Raw genomic sequence first — 19,170 nt, 5'->3', positions numbered from 1 at the left:
CACATGACGCAGCAATTCACGGGCGTTCAGATCCTCAGGCTTGTCGCCGCCATGCTGGTGGTGGTGATGCACGCCACGCAGGCCGTTTCGATTTACGTAAGCGGGCAGGGTCACGGTCACTACTGGGTAAACGGCTCCGCGGGGGTCGACATCTTTTTTGTGATCAGCGGGTTTGTCATGGCCATGTCTACCCGCAACTCTTTCGCAAGCAGTACAGCCCGCCTGCAGGCGGCATGGATGTTCATGAAGCGGCGCATATTGCGAATAGCTCCTCTTTATTGGTTTTGCACCCTGCTGAAAGTGACGCTGTTGCTGGCTTTGCCCGGCCTGGCAGTCCGATCATCATTGGAGCCGGGTCATCTGGCGGCATCCCTGCTTTTCATTCCATCCCTCAGCCCGTGGGGCCTGATCGAACCCACGCTGCCGGTAGGCTGGACACTGAATTTCGAAATGCTTTTCTATGCTGTTTTCGCCCTGGCTATCGCGTGGGGTGCGCCACGCATACGGTTTTGCCTCCTGGTTTTTCTGACAATTTTTATCGCCGGACAGGCCATCTCGACATCCGCGCCATTGGCTTTTTATGCCCAGCCGATTGTGTTTGAATTCCTCCTGGGCGTCTGTATCGCCCACGCGCTGCTTCACTATCGCCCCATTCCCCCTGCCACAGGTCTGCTCGCCATATCAGCCGGTCTGGTTCTGATGTTCGGCATCGCCTGGGATGTGTCGGCCAATCGCTTCTTCACCTGGGGCATAGCCGCGGCGTTCATGGTCCTGGGCGCGGTCTGGCTGGAGCCCTGGATAGCGCATGCCCGCATCGCTGCTCCTTTGTCTTTTCTGGGTGATGCTTCTTATTCCATTTATCTTTCGCACACCTTCGTGGTTCCGGCAGTTGTCCTGGCGCTCAGGCAACTTGGCTTGCGGGACAGCATGATCATTGTTCCGGTTGTGTGCCTCGTGGTGCTGATTGCCGGTTGCGTCTCCTATCTGTGGCTGGAACGGCCCATGACCTCCTATCTCAAACGCGCGCTGTTCAAGCCTCTCGCGTTGTCTGCCCAGCCTCTTGGAAAGTGACCATGCAAAAAAACCTCCCAGCGTCCTCTGCCCACGACAAGCGCTATATCTACATTGCCTGCCCCTGGACCCACAAAGGCGGCGGCATGTTCAAGGTCGCGGATTACCTCATTCAGGCACAGGCCTTCAACGCCCGCGCCGACATAGCCGAACTGCGTCCGCTGGATACGCGGGGAGGAGCCAATGCCCTCTACTCCTTTTGGGTTCTTGCTACCGCTCTTGGCAAACTCCTGCAAGGCAAGCTAAACGGCAAGCTGGCCGGCGTGCATGTGAACATGGCCGAGCGCCTGAGCTTCTTTCGGAAGGTGGCAGTCATGGCCGTATGCCGGCTGCTTCGTGTCCCCGTGGTTCTGCATCTGCACGCTGCGCAACTCCACCACGCTTACCGTGCCTGGCCGCAGCCGCTGCAAGCCTTGGCACGCTGGGCCTTTTCTTTGCCGTCCAGCTGCGTGGTTCTCGGCAGCGCGGCGCGGCGCTTTGTCAATGAGGAACTGAAAGTCCCGGCCAACCGCATCGAAGTGGTCATCAACGGTGTTCCGGAACCGACCGAGACGCGGCGTGATGTAGCCGCGCAGACCCGCCAGAGAATTCTGTTTGTAGGAAATTTGACGGAACGCAAAGGTGTGTCAGACCTTCTGCATGCGATGGCTGTACCTGGCTTCGATGCATCCCGCGTCGAACTTACCTTTGCGGGGGGAGGAGAGGTCCAGAGCTACGAGCAAAAAGCCCGTGAGCTTGGAGTCGACCATTTTGTGCGGTTTGCGGGTTGGTCGGACCAGCAGCAAGTCGCGCGCCTGATGGCACAGGCGGACGTGCTGGTGCTTCCATCGTATGACGAAGGCTTGCCGCTGGTCATCCTCGAAGCAATGGCCAACGGTGTTGCCGTTGTCTGCAGTCCGGTCGGAGAGATACCTTTCGTGCTGACAAACGGCGTCAATGCCTGTTTTGTCCAGCCCGGTGACGTACCCGGAATCGCAACGGCTCTGCAGCAGGTACTGGCACAACCTGCCTTGCGGGAAACGCTTGAACGCAACGGACGCGCGCTGTACGAACTGCAATTTTCCCTGACCCGTTTCGCGGCCAGCATTGCGCGCATTCACCAACGGCACTTTGGCATTGCCGGCCAGCCGCTGGAAAGCCACGCCCGCATCACGGAGGCCACACTTTGATTTCGAACGCCAACAACACGCCTCATGGCGCCTGCCTCCAGACTGATGTTTGCATCGTGGGTGGAGGGCCTGCAGGCATCGCCCTCACCCTGGCCCTGTCCGAGCAGGGGTTCTCCGTCTTGCTGCTGGAATCGGGTTTTCTGAAAGCGGACGAAAAAACCCAGGCTCTCTATGAGGGCGAGGTGACCGACAAGGACCTGCATAGCCCGCCAGACAAATACAGGCACAGGAGATTGGGGGGATCAACCGCCATCTGGGGTGGACGTTGCATGCCATTCGACTCGCTCGATTTTGAAACGCGCAACCATGTACCCGACAGCGGCTGGCCGATCTCCTATGAAGATCTGCTGCCCTACTACCCGGCAGCCAACGCCCTGGCAGAAGCCGGACGTTTCAGTTACAACGCCGAAGAGGCACTTGGCCCTGACGTTGCTCCCATGATTCGCGGCTTCGACAGCAGTCGCGTGCGCACAAACGGTCTCGAGCGCTTCTCCTGCCCCACCCACTTTGGTACCCGCTATGCCAAACGGCTGGAATTGGCGCCGGGCGTAAAGGTCCTGCTCGGGGCGAATTGCACGGGTATTCATCTGCAGGCCGATGGCCGTGCAGTACGCTCCATCGAAGTGGCCACGCTGTCCGGAAAGCGTTTTTCCGTGATGCCACGCGCAACGGTGCTGGCTGCAGGTGGACTGGAGACCGCACGTCTGCTGCTGGCTTCGCGTGAGGTGACACCTACCGGTGTCGGCAACCATCATGATGTGGTTGGTCGCTACTACATGTGCCACATCGCCGGCAATGTGGGCACCCTCACGGTTCGCGGTACCCCGAGTCGTGTGCGGCACGGTTATGAACTGGCACCCGAAGGGGTGTATTGCCGGCGCCGGCTATCGGTCACCGCCAGCGAACAACGCCGTCTCGGCCTGGCCAATGCAGTGGGTCGCCTGCACTTTCCGCGCATTACCGACCCATCGCACCGCAGCGGCGTGTTGTCCGGCCTGTTCCTGGCACGCAAGCTGATCAGCTATGAGTACAGCAAACGACTGAACGACGGCACCCCGCCCACACTGGGCACCTACGCGCGACATGCGCTCAATGTGGTGAGGGACCCGATCGACACCACCGCTTTTCTGGCACATTGGCTGACTCGCCGCACCCTAGCCAGCCGCAAGTTCCCTTCGGTGATCCTGCGCAACCGGACCAACCGCTTCAGCCTGGAGATGCACGGCGAACAGGTACCGCAAGCCCGAAGCCGGGTCATGCTCTCGGACAAAGTAGACGCCTTCGGTATGCCGCAGCTGCGTGTGGACTGGCACTATAGCCAGACGGATATTGAATCTGTCGCGCGATCTCTCGACGTTTTTGCGCAGGAGTTTGAGCGAAGCGGTACCGCCCGGCTTGAATACAACCGCTCCACGCTGGAAGAAGACCTCATGCGTTTTGGCGCTTACGGCGGACATCACATCGGGACTGCGCGCATGGGTCTTGATGAACGCACCAGCGTGGTCAACGCCGACTGCCAGGTGCATTCTGTGCACAACCTGTTCGTGGCGGGAAGTGCAGTGTTTCCCACGTCGAGCCAGGCCAACCCGACGCTCACGCTCATCGCCCTTTCGCTGAGATTGGGCGACACGCTCTCGCGCCGACTGCGCCCCAGTCATGCCCTGCAGCTGGACGGAGTGCCGGCATGAGGGTGTTGGTATTGGGAGCCACCGGGTACGTGGGCCAGCGACTGGTCAACCTGCTCGCGAACACATCGTGGGCCGAACCTGTGGGAGCTTCGCGCGGATATACCGCACCTGGCCTTGAGTCGCTTCGGGTGGATACACGTGACCCGGCTTCTTTAGCGGCCGCCCTCCGGGGATTTGACGCGGTGGTCAATTGTGTTGCCGGCAGTGCCCGCGCCATTTCCGAAGGTTCGCTGTCGCTTGCCCAGGCATGCCAAACCGCTGAATGCACAAGGATCGTGCACTTGAGCACGATGTCGGTCTATGGGCCGGCAGAAGGCCTGATCAACGAGGATGCCCCATTGGATCCAGGCCTGGGATGGTATGGCCGCGCCAAATGCGAGGCCGAAGCACACTTGTCCGACTTTGTCCGCGGGGGGGGCCAGGCAGTGATCCTGCGGCCCGGCTGTGTATTCGGGCCCGGCAGCGAACTTTGGGTAGGAAGAACAGGACGGTGGTTGAATTCCCGGCGCTTGGGTGACCTGGGCGCTGCAGGCGATGGCTGGTCGAATCTGGTTCACGTCGACGACGTCTGCCAGGCCGTCATCGCCGCGCTTCAGTTGCCGCTAGCCCCGCACCAAAGCGCAGCTTTTAATCTGGCAGCTCCGGACAGCCCGAGATGGAACGATTACTTCCTGGATCTGGCTCTGGCGACCGGCGCCACACCGGTGCCACGCCTCTCTCAGCGTCAACTGCTGCTCGATGCCTGGGGGGCCGGACCACCGCTGAAGGTTGCCGAGCTGCTACTGAAACGCTTTGGCGTATCCCCCAACAGCGTGCCGGACCCCATGCCGCCGGGGCTGCTTCGCCTCTGGAAGCAGCACATCCAGCTCGATACGCGTGCCGCGACGAAAAAACTTGGCCTGAACTGGACGCCTTACACAGAGAGTCTTCAAAGTTCGGCAGCATGGTTCCTGAAGGAACATCAGCTGGCACGGAAGGTACTTGAGAAACCCCTATGGACGCATTGAAGGCCGACACTGTTCGCCAATTCGGGCACTTCAACTGGTGGCTGGTGGCCAAGGGGTTTTTGGCAAGCCCCACGTACCGTGTCCTCGTCACCTTTCGGTGCTGCCAGGCAGCGCAGCAATGCCACCCCACCTTGCGCTGGCCAGCCTTCGTCTTTGCGAGGTTATGGCATGGCCTCGCATGCCAATGGTCCGGCATAGAGCTTCCCTGGCGAACGGAAATAGCCCCGGGGTTGGCGCTGACACATGGGCGAGGAATTGTGATCAACGTCGGCACCCGCATCGGCAGCAATGTGACGCTCTTTCACGGTGTTACGTTGGGACAGCGCGACCATATTGACAGCGAAGGCCGGAGGTTCACCACCTACCCGGTCATTGAAGATGAAGTCTGGATAGGCCCACAAGCCATTGTGGTGGGCGGGGTGACGATTGGCAGAGGCAGCAGGATCGCCGGAGGGGCTTATGTTTTCAGAAGCATCCCTGCCTACAGCGTCGTGCTGGGCAATCCGGGCCAGGTCGTCAAGAGCCATTGCACGCCTGATGTCGACAATCGCTGGGAGCCCTCTCAAAGCGACGCCAACCCCTCAACGCCAGACCCAGACGCCGCAGATTTCACGACGGCGGACAAATCAACTGCGACGAAACGACGCCAGCCGCAACGCCCGTGACAGAAAAAGCGGGTTGCCGATCACGTAGCGCTGGAACAGGCGCTTTGGCTCGATGGCCAGCCTGTACAACCACTCCAGGCCCTTCTGGCGCAACCACAGCGGCGCACGTGGCGTCTTGCCGCCGAGAAAATCAATAATGGCGCCGCCGCAAACAATCAGACAAGGAAAAGTGATGGAAGCACGCAGTGCCGCAGCAACGTTCTCCTGCCGAGGCATACCCATGCCGAGAACGATCAGAGCTGGCTTATGCAGCAAAGCCATGCCGACATAAACGCCGTTATCATGAAATCCATGGGCACTGACAAAGCGACTGCGGGGTGCAAGCTCCCGCTCACCAGCCTGCACAGCACGCTGCAGATAAGGTTCCTGCGTGCCGAAAAACGCGATGCAGCGGCCGTCAAACTCCCGTACCAATCTTGGAATCAGGTCGGTGCCGTTCAGATTGCGACCCGGGTCCAGACGAAGCAGCTTGAACAGGGTGGCCATGCCCGACCCGTCCCTGAGCACCATGTCCGCCGAATGCAATGCATCGAAAAACGGCACAGAATGGACAAGCGAATTCATGGCATGTGCGTTGGCGAAAGCCAGCACAAACGGCCGATCCGGCTGCCCCAATCCGGCCACCAGTTGCTGCTCTTGCGCGGTAGTTTCCACACGCTCGATTTTGCGAACCAGGCAGTTCCAGCGGTGCCGCCAATCGGTGTGATCCTGCGCATGACTACTCAGCATGACACGGCCCCAGATAAAGGTCTTTTTTGATGAATGGCAACGAAACAATCTACAACCCTGCCCTCCAGCGCAATATTCGTATGCTGGCAGGCGCTTCGGTGGTGTTGAGTTTTGCCGGTCTGCATGTGCTGGGCGCGCAGGCTTTTGCCGTGGGGCTGTTCTCTTCGCCGTGGGACAAGCTGGCGCATGTGATGGCCTTCGCATTGATAGGCGGCGCTTTCGGTCTCGCAACCGGTACGCGCGGCTGGCGCAGAGCCATTTGCTGTGTCGCGGGCGCCGTCCTTGCAGGTGCCCTGGACGAATGGCACCAAGCCTACCTGCCCGGGCGAAACGCCAGCTGGGTCGATTTGTTGGCCGATACCGCAGGCGGTGTGCTGGCCGCAGCCCTGCTCAGGCTGGAGTGCTGGCTGGTACATCGCCGGACTTGACATCGTTAAGCACCGAGCCGACCAAGGCCACACCAAACTCTCTCAGTCCATGCGTGAAACGGGCTAGCTGGGGAATCGAGCTTTTGTCTTGCCGGGCAACCACCAGCGCAGCTCCTGCACGAACCGCCACCGTATGGGCATCCGCACAAGTGTTTGCAGCCGGCGTGTCAATGATGATCACACTGAAGTCTTCTCCAAGGGATTGCAACAGCTTTGAGAAATCCTGGCGCCCGAGCAATTCCTGAGGATTGGGAGGAATGGCGCCTGCGGACAACACCGAGAGATCCTGCAAGGTTTCAATCCCCACCACCGCCTCCAGGCCGGCACGACCAGCGAGCATGTCCGACAACCCGGCCGTCCTGCCAAGGTTAAACAGATGGTGCTGGCGCGGCGCACGCATGTCAGCATCGATCAGCAAGGTCCGCTCTCCAAGCTGCGAAAAAACGATGGCCAGATTGGCTGCGATATAGCTGCGCCCATCACCGGATCCCGCGCTGACGATAGCCAGACCCCTGCGGTCTGCGCCTGTATCGAACCAGCGCAGCATCAGCTGGCTGCGCAACTCACGCAGTTGCTCGACAGGACGGCTGCCGGGTTGGTAAGCAGCCACCAGCTCGCGGCTCAGGTTGCTTCCGCGTGCGAGATAAGGATAGCCAAACTGGATGGACAAAGCGTACCGGACATCGTCGTCGCTCAATACGCGCAGGGCAATGCCAGCGTCCCCGAAACGGACACCCCGCTCCCGCTGAAAATCCAGCACACGCTGGGCATCTGTCGGTGAGAGGCGACCTGAATCAACCAGAATGGTGCCAATGGAGCGTCCGGCACCGACCGCCGGCTTGCTGGGGACTGTCAGCGGTACTGACCTGACAATTTGCGGAGACGCTCTGTTCATGTGGACCTTCCCAGGGTAAGGCGGTGCGAGCCAGGCAGTCGGCCAGGGCCCGCTGAAGTAATGCTGGCCAGGACTGGCAGATCCAGCATCTGGACCAGGTCCTCTGCGGATCGCACGCGCCGGTTAACCAGTTCGAGTAGCAGGGCACATGCAATGCCCAACAAGGTGCCGCCAAAAGCAGCAATCAGGAGATTCATCAGCATTTTCGGACTGGACGGCGCCGTAGGCGGCGTGGCCGTGTTCAACCTGACCGCATTGGTCTGATTGGACAGACTTTGCAAGCGGGTCTGCGATGCGCTTTGGGTAACGGTTTCGTACGCCTTCTGTGCCGACTCCACATCGCGCCTGTAGACACTGAGTTCGTCACGCTGCTTGTTCAACTGCATGACGCGTTCCTTCTGGGCGGCCAGCGCTCCCTGCAGTTCGCGTTCGCGATCCTTGCCCACACGATAGGTTGTTTCGATGGAGCTGGAGATGCGTCCCACCTCGCTGGCCAGGCGGCTGCGCAAGGAGGCCAGCTCAGACTCCTGGCTTTGGCGTTCCGGGTGATTGGCACCAAGGCGCACCCTGGTTTCCTGAACTTTGGCCTCCAGGCGTGCAATGTCGGTCTTCAATCCATTGATCAACGGGCTTTGCATGGCTTCTGCAACGGTATCTCCGCGTGAATTGCGCTTGCTGTGGCTGTCTGTGGTCTCACCTTGAACCGTCGTTAATTGCGAAGAAATTTCAGCGAGCTTGGTTGTTTCATAGTCAACACGCTCGTCACTCGAGACAATCCCGGCCTTCTGCTGGAAGTCCGACAGGCGTGCCTGGGCGTCTTCCAGCTTGGCGCGGGAGGTTTTGGTCTGCTCGTCAAACCATTCCGCATAAAGCCGGGCCGGTTCGGTTTTCAGTGTCAACGTGGTGTCGAGGTAGGCCTGTGCAAATGCGTTGGCTATTTCGGCAGCAGCCTCGGGATCGTTGGCCTTGTAGGTGATGTTGATGACATTGCTCTCACGGGCCGGTCGTACGTCCAGACCTTGTTGCAAGGACCCGGCAAGCCATGCGTCCAGTTCGCCGCGGCCGTCCGTTGCCTCCTGCCATTTTTCCCTGATCCCAGGCGCCTGATCAAGCTTCAGGGATTTGACCACCTGCCGCGCCACGCGGTCGCCGCCAATGATGTCCACCTGCGTCGCCATGTAGCTGGGCGCAATAACACCCTGCATCACATTGCTTCCAGCCACCGGGTCCGGCGAGCGCATGTCCACCAGCACCGCCGTCTCGGCTGTGTATTTTTTAGGAAGCAGCAGGCTGACAGTCACCGCTGCGAGCATGGTGAGAAGAAAAATCAGGACCGCGACCTGGTACCGGGCGCGAAGCATCAGAAGAAATTGATGGAAAGTCATGATTTAAAAGATGCTTTCACGAACATAAATCACGTCTTCGGCCCGCACGAGATCAGTCAGCTGCGGCACTGCTTCCACCACTTTGCCGTTTGCATCCCGCCGATGAATGCGCAGCCGGTTCTGGCTGCCGCGCGCCGTAGGCCCGCCCCCCTGGGCCAGGGCTTGCATCACCGTCATGCCGCGCTCAATCCGGTAGGGGCCGGGTTTTTGCGCTTCACCGTAGATATAGAACATGGGGGCCTTGGCAACATAAAGCGTATCGCCGCCTGCGACCATCACGTCATCGGCAGATTTTTCGTTCAAAAACAGAGCCGGAATATCTATGACCTTGCGAAACGGCTTGCCGTCACGCTGACCCGTGAGAATCAGCACATCGTCCCCGGTCGGGGTCGTACCGCCAGCGGCCGCCAGCATGTCGCTAACGCGAGTATTGAAAGTCTCCAGCGGAAAACGTCCGGGGCGACTGACCTGCCCCAGCACCGCAACCTGATTGCCCCGCACCTGGCGCAAAACGATGTTGACCTGGGGCACCTTGACAAAGCCGCCGTTGCGCAAGGCATCAGCGATCTTCTTTTCGGCTTCAGCAATGGTTAGCCCGCCCAGCTGCAGATTACCCACCAATGGGTAACTGATCACCCCGCTTTCGGAAACGCGGGCGTCCACCGAAAGGTCAGGGCTCTGATACACCTGCACACCGATCGCATCGCCAGGACCGAGTCGATAGTCCTGACTGGCTTGCATCACCGGCTGGTTACCCGACGGCGTGGCTGCGGCTACCGGTGATGGCACCGCTGGAGCGGGCTGCGTAAAGCCCAGTGTTGAGAATAGAAGCAAACATGTTGCAAACAGATAGGAAGTCGCGTGTTTCATCGAAAGGCCTCATGAAAAGTGCGTGGCAGAAACTGCCCGCGGGAGATCAAAAACTGGCTTGAGCGGAGAGCCCGATACGGTTGCTCCTGTAGTCAAAGCCGGGCTCCGTGGAAGTGCGTCTGTCCCGCTCCAGGGATGCGGTTAACTTGAGTGCGCGCCAGGGCAGCCAGTCAAACGCAAGAGATGCGAGTCGGGTGGTATCGCGGCGGTTGCTCTCCACGAAGCCAGGAAGTGCGCCGCTATAGGTACGCACGCCGTGGCTGTAGTTCGCGCGTAATGCAGTTTTTTCGCTCGGTTTCCATGTCGGCGCGACAAAAAGGCGGTAGCCCTCATAGTGGCTCGCTGTGACCGCTTGGTAACTTCCCAGCTCCCTGGCGGCGCCTCCCGCGAGACTGGTTTTAGGGGTGATGGTCCAGGTGGCGTCTACCTGCCCGGTGAATCCGGAAAAATCTCGCGCGGCGAAATCATCATGCGACCGCTCGAAATGAGAGAGCTTCCCCCGAATTGCTGTTTTTCCGGTCGGGGCCCAATCGAGCCGGAACTCGTGCTCACGATCAGTAAAGCTCCGGGCAAACAAGGGGGATGGCAAACGACCGGGATATTCACCGTTGCCGTTTCTGAAGCGGTAGGCCATGGAAGTGTTGGAAGGGAAAACATAACGCACGCCAGCTTCCGCGCCTGAGATTTTGGTGTCTGCCTCGAAGGTAGACGCCTGGCTACTGGTACTGCTGCGGTCAAACACGCCGCCCACAAGCCGCCAGGCACCGTCGATTTCGTACTCCGCGTCGAATACGGTTGAGCGCGTGGTCCGACGGCTCACCTGCCCAAAGTTCTGCACATCAGCCGTTGTGTCCACATACTCGCGCCGGTCCGAGGTCAGATTTCCATGAAGCCTTGGCGTGAAGCTCCACCGCCAGGCAGCTGCATAGTTGAATGCTGTGAAATCCAGGTTCGAAAACCGCTGGTAGTGATGGTCCTGAGCGTTGACATCAAGCTCGAACCGCTGCAGTCCATAAGGCTTGTTCAGCTTCAGCCCCAAATGAGTGACAGCAACGGTATCCGAGCGATCTGAAGACCCGATCAACGCCTGCGCGTTGGCAGAGTCGGAAAGCCGAAACACGTTGCTGTCGTGTTCAACCGACTGCCCCGCCTGAAACTGAAGGGTGTCGAGCTGATCTGCATGCGCAAGGCACGAAAGAAGCCACACAGCCGCCAAAGGAAAAGGAGCAAGTTTGCGGCAGGTCATCAACGCCCCTTCTTCTGCACTTGGCAAAGCGACACATGGACTCTGGAAAAACCGTTTTGGAACTGAGGTGCAGACATCATTGATGGTAGTTTTTGGAGGGCTTTAGGAGCAATAGCTCTTTCGCCCTAATACTGGGTGACTCGGTGATGATTTCAGTACGCAGAACTGTCTTTGAAGATCAAGCGCACTGTTTTGAAAATAATGAAAAAATCAAGCCTCAAAGACCAGTTGCGCAGGTAGTCCAGATCGCAATCGATCCTTGCCTGCATCTTGTCCAGCGTGTCTGTTTCCCCGCGTTGGCCATTGACTTGCGCCCAGCCCGTGATCCCCGGCCGGACCTTGTGGCGAACCATGTAACCCTTGATAAGGGTCCGGTACATCTCGTTGTGCGAAACCGCATGAGGCCGGGGGCCCACGATGCTCATTCGGCCTTGCAGCACATTCACAAATTGCGGGAGTTCATCGAGCGAGGTCCTGCGCAAAACAGCTCCCAGCCGTGTCACCCGCATGTCGTTTTTTTGTGCTTGCCTGATCGATCCACCATCTTCTGTGACCGCCATGGACCGAAACTTGTAGACAAGGATTTCCTCCCCATCCAGGCCATAGCGCCGCTGCTTGAAAATGACAGGCCCGGGCGAATCCAGCTTTACCAATAACGCAATCAATAACATGACCGGAAACACAAGCAGAAGAATCAGCAGCGACAAGGCAACATCGCTACCACGCTTGAGAAACCCGTTAACGCCACGAAACGGCGTGTCGCAAACAGAGATCACGGTTACGCCGCACACTGAATCGCTGCGGCCCTGAATCAGGTCCGTGATGAACATGTCGGGAACAAAATAAATCGATGCTGTGGTGTCTTTCAGCCCATCGAGTACCTGAAGAATGCGCGGGCGTGCAGCCATGGGCAGGGAAAGATAAATGAACTGGATCCTGTGGCGTTTCACGTACGCTGGCAGATCCTCAATTTTTCCAATCAGCGTGTGCTCCGCCTGCTCTCCCCGACGCTCCTCTCCGCGATCGTCAAAAAATCCCATCAACTCAATGCCGGAGTATTTGGAGTCGAAAATATGGCGCGCCAGCGACAAGCCCTGGTCATTCATTCCGACAATCACGGCCTGGGAGGCGGAGCCCTGCAACTTCAGCAACCGGGGCGCAGCAGCCCGAAGAACCAGATGCGCGCCAGCTTGGGTAACGGGCGCCAGCCACAACCAGTTGCCCACCACAGCCGGAGAAAACTTGTAAATGTAGTCCGTTGCGTACCCTGTCAAGACCAACAATCCTGCAATCCATATCCACTGAAAAGCAATGTTGAACAGTACCCGCCAGACAGGTGCGCGAAGTTGCGAGCTTCCAGGAAATGCCAGCGAAAAAACAATGATCGAGAGAATCAGGTAAGAGGGGCTGACCGAGTCCTCGAAATAAAAGGCCAGCCCCCAAAGCGAAAACACCAGAACCAGCGGATCGAGCGCTGCTTCTATGACTGAAAAAACATTACTCCGCCCCAGCCCGACGGAGCGGGGCTCGCGCCGATTCAGCCAGGCAGAAGCGGAAACGGTTTGTTCTATATCAGCCATCGACCATCACCCTTGTCATTTTGGAAACCGCCTGCGCGCGGCTATAAACATTCAGCTTCTGGAAGATGCGCTGCATATGGTTTTTCACCGTGAAACCACTGATGTTCAGGATGGTCCCGATCTCGGAGTTGGTTTTTCCCATTGCAACCCAGGCCATGATTTGTGTCTCCCGCTCACTCAGGCCGCAGGTGTCTTCCGGTAAATTTTTCGCGGGCTTTGCAGCCGCGTTGCGTTGTTGTGGCAAGTGCGTCATCTGACGCAACGCAGCGTCAATAAAGGGCATCAACACCCTGAAAGCGGTACTGGCGGGCTCCGGCGGAATATTTTCTGCACTCAAAACAACATAGAGGCAATCGTGGCCACTGCGCTCGTCGCATAGACCGTGAATCAACACCGAGCGCATCCTGCGCAGCTCGCTGGGAAACGAACCCGGCAGACTGGCGCTGCCAAGCAGATATTCAAAAGTCCGGAAATCCAGCATGCAGGGACGTCTGCCCGCCGCAATCCAGTGGTCGTGAAATTTGCCCAGAATAAAAGGCAGGCTGTCGGTACCCGCGCTATAAGACCGTGCACCCGGCAGCGGCGACAGAATGTCATGCCGAACCGTGCCTTCCTGAAAGTCGCCCCATCCCGCGAGAAGAATGTCATGCGGGATGTACTGCTGGACATCTCCCTGGAGCCAATGCAACAAGTCGGCATGCCGCTCGAGCATGGGGGTATGCGCTGCAAGTTCAAGATAACGCGCGGCGTCCATGGGCGGCGGCTGAAGATGAATGTTCATTGTTGTGTATCGAGATCCCGTTTTTCATTCTTGGCGATAAAGCGCATGACGGCGTAACCATTCAGGACTGAAAACCTGAACTCCATGGAGAGCGTAGTGGCTTGGCTGGCCGTTCTACGTAGGAGAGAAAGCGACCTCGGTGTCAGACAAAAGCAGGCCAGCCGGCTGCGGCCGATACCATTTGCAACACGATACGACTTGCAACAGTTTGAATCAGCAAATCACCACACAGAAAGGACAAATCCAGCTTCTGGCGATTACGCTAGACGATTGATTTCAGGAATAGGCACATATCCGATGGCAAGCGCGAAGATGAAACGAAGCATGGAAGTTGATACCTTGCGGGGCATTGCATGCCTCCTGCTGGTTTTTTTTCATGCAGTGGGCAGCACACCGACCGAAGGACTGAGGATCGCAGAAGGACACTGGTTGCGGACATTCAACGAATTCCTTGTTTATTTCCGGATGCCGCTCTTTTCTTTTATCTCAGGGTACGTTTACGCTTTCCGCCCTTACCAGGGCAATCCACAAGGATTCGTCAAGGGCAAAGTCAGGCGCCTGTTGCTTCCTTTGCTGACCGTCGGAACTTTCTACGCGATCGTGCAGGCATTGACACCGGGCGCCAATGCCAGCGTTGAGAACTGGTGGTTGTTGCACATCATGCCGGTAGGCCACTTCTGGTTTCTCGAAGCGCTCTTCATCATTTTCCTGGTGATCATTCTTCTTGAACACTTCAAGGCCCTTTCCACCGTCGCCGGGTTTTCGGCCGTGTGGATCGCGAGTGCTGTTTTGTTTGGCCTGGTTGATTTCACCAATTATTTTGGAGCGCGGGGCGCGGTTTACCTGATGCCGTTTTTCCTGGCAGGACTGGCTTGCAAGCGTTTTGAAATCGTGCAGCCTTCGGCTCTTCTTCTGGCTGCTGCGGCATTGGTGGGGGGGCTCGCCATCGTTGTGTTGTTTCCCGAGCAGATGGGCAAGCAGAACACTCTGGCGGCCCTGGCTTCTGTTTCCATTGGTGTCTCCGCAGGTTTGCTGCTTTTGAGGAGCGGCTGGCAGTCACGGCCTCTCGCCTACATCGGTGCTTACTCTTTTGCCATTTATCTGTTGCATGTTTTCTTCACCGCTGGCAGCCGCATCTTTCTACAAAGAGCCGGCATCAACGATATTTACGCCCTGTTGGTCCCTGGCGCTTTCGCTGGAATTTTCGGCCCCATCGTTTGTGCACAGCTCATCGGCCGCAGCGAAACCCTGAATCTCTGGTTGCTGGGAAGCACGTCCAGGGTGAAGACGGCGTTACCCACCGGCAGGCAAGCAACCGCCTAGGAATCTGCGCAGCAAAAGGCCTGTGAAAAATGGGTCGTCGCGGCCGCTTTACAGCCGGCGCTCCTTCTGCCGCGCAGACTCCCAGGTTTCGCGAAGCGTCTAGCGCAGTCCCCGGCACCAAATTCGACCAGGGCGCAAATCCACGACGCACCAAAATAGCCCCCTCGCGATAGACTGTGCCGCACAGATGATCCTTCGACGAAGCGAGATCGTTCAACACACAGATGAAAGCCATCAACTCATGAATATCGTCATCACCGGCGGCGCCGGTTTTCTGGGCGTTCGTCTTGCGCGCACGCTTCTCTCGCGGGGCGAAATCTCATTGGCTGGGAGCCCGGCGCAAGCGATTTCCCGTCTGACGCTGGTTGACCGTGCAGCACCCCCTGCGGATCTCGTGGCAGACAGTCGGGTGCACGTCATCGAAGGTGATCTGAACGCGCTTCTTGAGGCAGGTAGCCTCTCCAGCGCCGTGATCGCCGGTGACGCGCATGTCGTTTTTCATCTTGCGGCTGCCGTCAGCGGTGAATGCGAAGCCGATTTCGACTTGGGCATGCGCAGCAACCTGGACGCCACGCGCGCACTGCTTGAGGCCTGCCGCCGGCTGAAAACCAGACCGATGCTGCTTTTCGCCAGTTCTCTGGCTGTTTTTGGCAACTCGCCGGAACAACCTCTGCCGGAGGTCATTGAAGACACCACGCTTCCCACGCCGCAAAACAGCTACGGCATCCAGAAATTCATCGGTGAACAATTGGTGGCCGACTACGCGCGCAAAGGTTTTGTGCGAGGGCGCAATGTACAACTGATGACAGTCAGTGTTCGGCCGGGCAAGCCGAATGGCGCCGCTTCCAGCTTCCTCAGTGGGATGATCCGCGAGCCGTTGGCAGGTGTGCGAGCGGTCTGTCCCGTCACCCCTGAAACACCTGTTGCCCTTTCCTCGCCGGGCAATACCATAGCCGGCCTGATTCGTGCGATCGAAGCCAGCGACACCGACTGGGGTGCACGAACCGCCATCAACTTGCCGGCCATCAAAACCACGGCCGGTGAAATGGCCGCCGCCCTTGAGCGGGTTGCCGGAAACGATGTGGCAGCCCTGATCGACTGGACGCCCGATCCGGCCATTGCCGGCATCGTGACGAGTTGGCCTGCGCATATCCACGCCGCACGCGCCGCAGGCCTTGGACTGCTGCCCGAAAAGAGCTTTGACGACATTATTCGGGCCTACGTCAGCGAAAACCCCTATGCGGTGAAAGTGCCAGTACGGTGAAAATTGAAAGTTGTATGACAACTTTAGCGCCACCCTTTTTCACCAAGGAGACATCAATGACTTTTTTAAAACCCACGCTTTCCGGGGTTGCAATGGCCGTCACCCTCGCGCTTGGCCTGGTGGCTGGTGCCGCCGCGCAGACGACGATGAAAATCAGCATCTCGACGGCACAAAACTCCCATCAGGGCGTGGCCATTGATACCTTCGCCCGGGAAGTGGAAAAGCGCACCGGTGGCCGCTACAAGGTTCAAACCTTCTACAACGGCTCGCTCGGCGGTGAACGCGAGTCCATAGAAGCTGTGCAACTCGGTACCCAGGAACTGGCTTTCTCGTCGACGGGCCCCGTTCCCAACTTTGTGCCCGACACCAAAATCCTGGATGTGCCTTTCCTGTTTCGCGACAAGCCCCATGCACGCGCCGTATTGGACGGACCTATCGGTCAGGACCTGCTGACCAAGTTCGACGCCAAAGGCTTCAAGGCGCTGGGCTGGGCAGAGAACGGCTTCCGCCACATGACCAACAGCAAGCGCGACGTGAAAGCGCCTGAGGACCTGAAGGGTCTGAAAATGCGCACCATGGAAAACCCGGTGCACATCGCGGCCTACAAGGGTTTCGGCATTGTCACCACGCCCATGGCTTTCCCCGAAGTGTTCACCGCGCTGCAGCAGGGCACGGTTGACGGCCAGGAAAATCCGCTGTCCGTCATCATTGCGGCCAAGTTCGACCAGGTTCAAAAACACCTGTCCCTGACCGGCCACGTTTATTCACCCTGCATCTGGGTCATGAACAAAGGGGTCTTTGAGAAGCTCAGCGCTGCCGACAAAAAGGCTTTTCTCGAAGCAGCCGCAGAAGGCACCAAAGCCAACCGCGCTCGCGTCGACGAAGACGATGCCAAGGGTGTCGCCGACCTGCGCGCCAAGGGCATGACCGTGATCGACAACGTGGACAAAAGCAAGTTCGTTGCCGCCCTGGCACCTGTCAATGCCGAGTTCGAGAAGCAGTTCGGCAAAGCGAACATAGAGAAAATTCGCAGCGTCAAATAAACCGCTTCGTTCGCTACTTTTTTTATAGCTTAACACGCCCGCAGCCATTGGGCCTGCGGGCGTTTTCCTTGTAGAACCGGTATTCCCATGAAAAACACCTTCCTCAAACTGGAACGCTGGACCACGGGGCTATCCCTCCTCATCGCCTGCCTCATGCTGGTGATCGCTTCCTCGCTTGGCATGTTCCAGATCGTCACGCGCTTCGTGCTCGAACAGCCCGCTGAGTGGACCGAAATCCTGATCCGCCTGTCGCTGATCTGGATGGTCTTCATGGGCATACCGGCCGCCTTTCGCCAGGGTGCCATGGTCAGCGTGGACGTGCTGTACCGCTGGAGCCCGCCCAAGGTCAGGCGGGTGCTGGACTGGCTGGTCTGTCTGGCGGCCCTGATCCTGATTGGCGTCATCATCTGGTGGGGCTGGGACTACGCCCTGCGCGGGCGCGTGCAGTCCATGGCCGGCCTGGAGTCTGTCTCCATGTTCTGGGGCTATGTAGCCATGCCGATTGGCGCCATGTTCTGCGTCATCGGCATCATCGGCAACCTGATCGACCCCCAGCGCCACGAACTAGAGACAGCGCAATGACCGCCGTCATGTTGACCACCATGATCGTGTGTTTTGCACTCACGATCTCTGTTGCCGTGTCCATCGGCCTCGCAGCCGTTTTTGGCATCCAGGCGTCGAATGCCCACATGCTGATCTCCGTCAAGGAGATGTTCAACGCCATCAACAAGTTTCCGCTGGCCGCCATTCCGTTTTTCATCCTGGCCGGCAACCTGATGGAAACCGGCGGGATCTCGCGCCGGCTGGTCGAGTTTGCAAAAAGCATTGTGGGTGGGGTCCAAGGCGGACTGCCCATGACCTGCGTGCTCACCTGCATGATTTTTGCCGCGGTTTCAGGCTCGTCGGTGGCCACCACCTTTGCTGTCGGTGCCATTTTGATTCCCGCGCTGATCAAGCACGGTTACCCCACGAGTTACGCTGCAGCCCTGCAAGCTACCAGCGCCGAGCTGGGCGTCATCATTCCGCCGTCCATTCCCATGATTCTTTACGGGGTGAGCGCCGAAGTCTCCATTGGCGAACTGTTCATCGCCGGCGTCGGCCCCGGCATCCTGATCAGCCTCGCCCTGATGGCTTTCGTCTACGTCTATTGCAGGATCAAAGGCTGGGGAAAGAACGATGGCGATGGCCGACTGGGGTTTTTCAAGGCCACCTGGCAGGCCGGCTGGGCATTGCTGATGCCGGTCATCATCCTCGGCGGCATTTACGGCGGTATTTTCACGCCCACGGAAGCCGCCGCTGTTGCGGTGTTTTATGCGCTGGTGGTGGGCGTGGTGATTTACCGCGAAATCAGCCTGCCGAACCTGATCGTGGTGCTGCGCAAGTCGGTGATTTCCAGTGCCGTCATCATGTTCATCATTGCAAATGCCGGGCTGTTTGCCTTCCTGATCACGCGCGCCGGCGTGCCTGACGCCATCGGCCGCTGGCTGGAAGCCGTGCTGCAGTCGCCTGCCCTTTTTCTGCTGGGCGTGAACGCCGCGCTCTTCGTCATCGGCATGTTCATCGAAACCAGTGCCGCCATCATTGTGCTGGCGCCCATCCTGGCCCCGGTGGCCATGCACTTTGGCATTGACCCGGTGCATTTCGGCATGGTCATGGTGGTGAACCTGGCGCTGGGCATGATCACACCGCCCTTTGGCGTGAATCTGTTTGCGGCGTGTACGGTGGCACGAATATCACTGGATCAAATTGTCAAACACCTGATTCCCTTTGTGCTCGTGATCATTGCCTGCCTGATGCTGATCACTTACTTCCCGGCCATCTCGCTGACTTTGCGGGACCTGGTCTATAACAAATAGAACAAATATAGAGCCCCCACGGTTGCTCACTGCGTGTAGCGCCCTGCCCCCCCCGAGGGGGCCGCTGCGCCTGCGGGCCGGCGAAGCCGGGCCCGCGGCCCCTGCTTGAATAAGAGCCACTTCATCCTCCTTCGCTAGCGAAGGTTATTGGAGCCGGCTGGCTTCAGGCC

18 protein-coding genes are annotated in these 19,170 nt (G+C 58.6%); 11 read left to right on the top strand and 7 right to left on the bottom strand.

The window, feature by feature from the left end; all coding sequences use genetic code 11:
* Nucleotides 1–3: 3 nt before the first annotated feature.
* Genes B0B52_RS01245 through B0B52_RS01225 form a run of 5 tightly spaced genes read left to right on the top strand, consistent with a single transcriptional unit; the run spans nucleotide 4 to nucleotide 5,600 of the window.
* A complete protein-coding gene (locus B0B52_RS01245; RefSeq protein WP_077591788.1) occupies nucleotides 4–1,071 on the top strand; it encodes an acyltransferase in 1,068 nt (355 codons plus the stop codon).
* Between the two features lie 2 nt (nucleotides 1,072–1,073).
* A complete protein-coding gene (locus B0B52_RS01240; RefSeq protein WP_077591787.1) occupies nucleotides 1,074–2,240 on the top strand; it encodes a glycosyltransferase family 4 protein in 1,167 nt (388 codons plus the stop codon).
* The gene (locus B0B52_RS01235; RefSeq protein WP_077591786.1) at nucleotides 2,237–3,928 is read left to right on the top strand and encodes an FAD-dependent oxidoreductase; all 1,692 of its coding nucleotides are present in this window, start codon (nucleotides 2,237–2,239) and stop codon (nucleotides 3,926–3,928) included. Before B0B52_RS01240 ends, B0B52_RS01235 begins: the two co-directional genes overlap by 4 nt.
* On the top strand, nucleotides 3,925–4,935 hold the full coding sequence (locus B0B52_RS01230) for an NAD(P)-dependent oxidoreductase (RefSeq protein ID WP_077591785.1): 1,011 nt from the start codon (nucleotides 3,925–3,927) through the stop codon (nucleotides 4,933–4,935). The genes B0B52_RS01235 and B0B52_RS01230 overlap by 4 nt, the downstream gene beginning before the upstream one ends.
* Nucleotides 4,923–5,600: a serine acetyltransferase gene (locus tag B0B52_RS01225; RefSeq protein WP_077591784.1), complete on the top strand. Its 678-nt coding sequence runs from the start codon at nucleotides 4,923–4,925 to the stop codon at nucleotides 5,598–5,600. The genes B0B52_RS01230 and B0B52_RS01225 overlap by 13 nt, the downstream gene beginning before the upstream one ends.
* Here B0B52_RS01225 and B0B52_RS01220 read toward each other — a convergent pair.
* On the bottom strand, nucleotides 5,562–6,191 hold the full coding sequence (locus B0B52_RS01220) for a WecB/TagA/CpsF family glycosyltransferase (RefSeq protein ID WP_254425599.1): 630 nt from the start codon (nucleotides 6,189–6,191) through the stop codon (nucleotides 5,562–5,564). The genes B0B52_RS01225 and B0B52_RS01220 overlap by 39 nt on opposite strands.
* A 167-nt stretch (nucleotides 6,192–6,358) precedes the next feature.
* On the opposite strand from B0B52_RS01220, the gene B0B52_RS01215 reads away from it, so the two are divergent.
* Nucleotides 6,359–6,757 (top strand): VanZ family protein, encoded by a 399-nt coding sequence (locus tag B0B52_RS01215; protein WP_077591782.1) that lies wholly within the window; start codon nucleotides 6,359–6,361, stop codon nucleotides 6,755–6,757.
* Here the strand turns inward: B0B52_RS01215 and epsG are convergent.
* From epsG to epsA, 6 genes are all read right to left on the bottom strand, one after another.
* Entirely contained in the window at nucleotides 6,720–7,652 is a 933-nt protein-coding gene (gene epsG, locus B0B52_RS01210; RefSeq protein WP_077591781.1) for a chain length determinant protein tyrosine kinase EpsG, read from the bottom strand. The genes B0B52_RS01215 and epsG overlap by 38 nt on opposite strands.
* Nucleotides 7,649–9,037, bottom strand: coding sequence for a chain length determinant protein EpsF (gene epsF / locus B0B52_RS01205; protein ID WP_077591780.1), 1,389 nt, complete (start codon nucleotides 9,035–9,037; stop codon nucleotides 7,649–7,651). Before epsF ends, epsG begins: the two co-directional genes overlap by 4 nt.
* Nucleotides 9,038–9,040: 3 nt before the next feature.
* Nucleotides 9,041–9,907 carry a polysaccharide export protein EpsE gene (gene epsE, locus B0B52_RS01200; RefSeq protein ID WP_077591779.1) on the bottom strand — a complete coding sequence of 289 codons (867 nt, stop codon included), beginning with the start codon at nucleotides 9,905–9,907 and terminating at the stop codon, nucleotides 9,041–9,043.
* Between the two features lie 46 nt (nucleotides 9,908–9,953).
* A complete protein-coding gene (epsL, locus tag B0B52_RS01195) occupies nucleotides 9,954–11,153 on the bottom strand; it encodes an XrtB/PEP-CTERM-associated polysaccharide biosynthesis outer membrane protein EpsL (RefSeq protein WP_077591778.1) in 1,200 nt (399 codons plus the stop codon).
* 152 nt (nucleotides 11,154–11,305) lie between these two features.
* Nucleotides 11,306–12,733, bottom strand: a complete 1,428-nt coding sequence (locus tag B0B52_RS01190; protein ID WP_077591777.1) for an undecaprenyl-phosphate glucose phosphotransferase — start codon at nucleotides 12,731–12,733, stop codon at nucleotides 11,306–11,308.
* Nucleotides 12,726–13,487, bottom strand: coding sequence for an XrtB/PEP-CTERM-associated transcriptional regulator EpsA (epsA, locus tag B0B52_RS01185; RefSeq protein WP_254425598.1), 762 nt, complete (start codon nucleotides 13,485–13,487; stop codon nucleotides 12,726–12,728). The genes B0B52_RS01190 and epsA overlap by 8 nt, the downstream gene beginning before the upstream one ends.
* A 111-nt stretch (nucleotides 13,488–13,598) precedes the next feature.
* Between epsA and B0B52_RS01180 the strand changes: the two genes are divergently transcribed.
* The 5 genes from B0B52_RS01180 to B0B52_RS01160 all read left to right on the top strand — a co-directional run bounded on the left by B0B52_RS01180 (nucleotide 13,599) and on the right by B0B52_RS01160 (nucleotide 19,000).
* Complete coding sequence (locus B0B52_RS01180; RefSeq protein WP_254425597.1) at nucleotides 13,599–14,837, top strand: acyltransferase family protein; 1,239 nt, start codon at nucleotides 13,599–13,601, stop codon at nucleotides 14,835–14,837.
* Nucleotides 14,838–15,078: 241 nt separating this feature from the next.
* Nucleotides 15,079–16,101 (top strand): D-erythronate dehydrogenase, encoded by a 1,023-nt coding sequence (gene denD, locus B0B52_RS01175; protein ID WP_077591774.1) that lies wholly within the window; start codon nucleotides 15,079–15,081, stop codon nucleotides 16,099–16,101.
* Between the two features lie 92 nt (nucleotides 16,102–16,193).
* Nucleotides 16,194–17,144: a TRAP transporter substrate-binding protein gene (locus tag B0B52_RS01170; RefSeq protein WP_371327350.1), complete on the top strand. Its 951-nt coding sequence runs from the start codon at nucleotides 16,194–16,196 to the stop codon at nucleotides 17,142–17,144.
* An 87-nt stretch (nucleotides 17,145–17,231) separates the two neighbouring features.
* Nucleotides 17,232–17,726: a TRAP transporter small permease gene (locus B0B52_RS01165; protein WP_077591772.1), complete on the top strand. Its 495-nt coding sequence runs from the start codon at nucleotides 17,232–17,234 to the stop codon at nucleotides 17,724–17,726.
* Nucleotides 17,723–19,000 carry a TRAP transporter large permease gene (locus tag B0B52_RS01160; protein WP_077591771.1) on the top strand — a complete coding sequence of 426 codons (1,278 nt, stop codon included), beginning with the start codon at nucleotides 17,723–17,725 and terminating at the stop codon, nucleotides 18,998–19,000. Before B0B52_RS01165 ends, B0B52_RS01160 begins: the two co-directional genes overlap by 4 nt.
* Nucleotides 19,001–19,170 lie beyond the last annotated feature (170 nt).

It is taken from the genome of Polaromonas sp. A23 (assembly GCF_002001015.1).
GTDB lineage: Bacteria > Pseudomonadota > Gammaproteobacteria > Burkholderiales > Burkholderiaceae_C > Polaromonas.
This window is presented reverse-complemented; position numbering and strand designations above follow the sequence as displayed.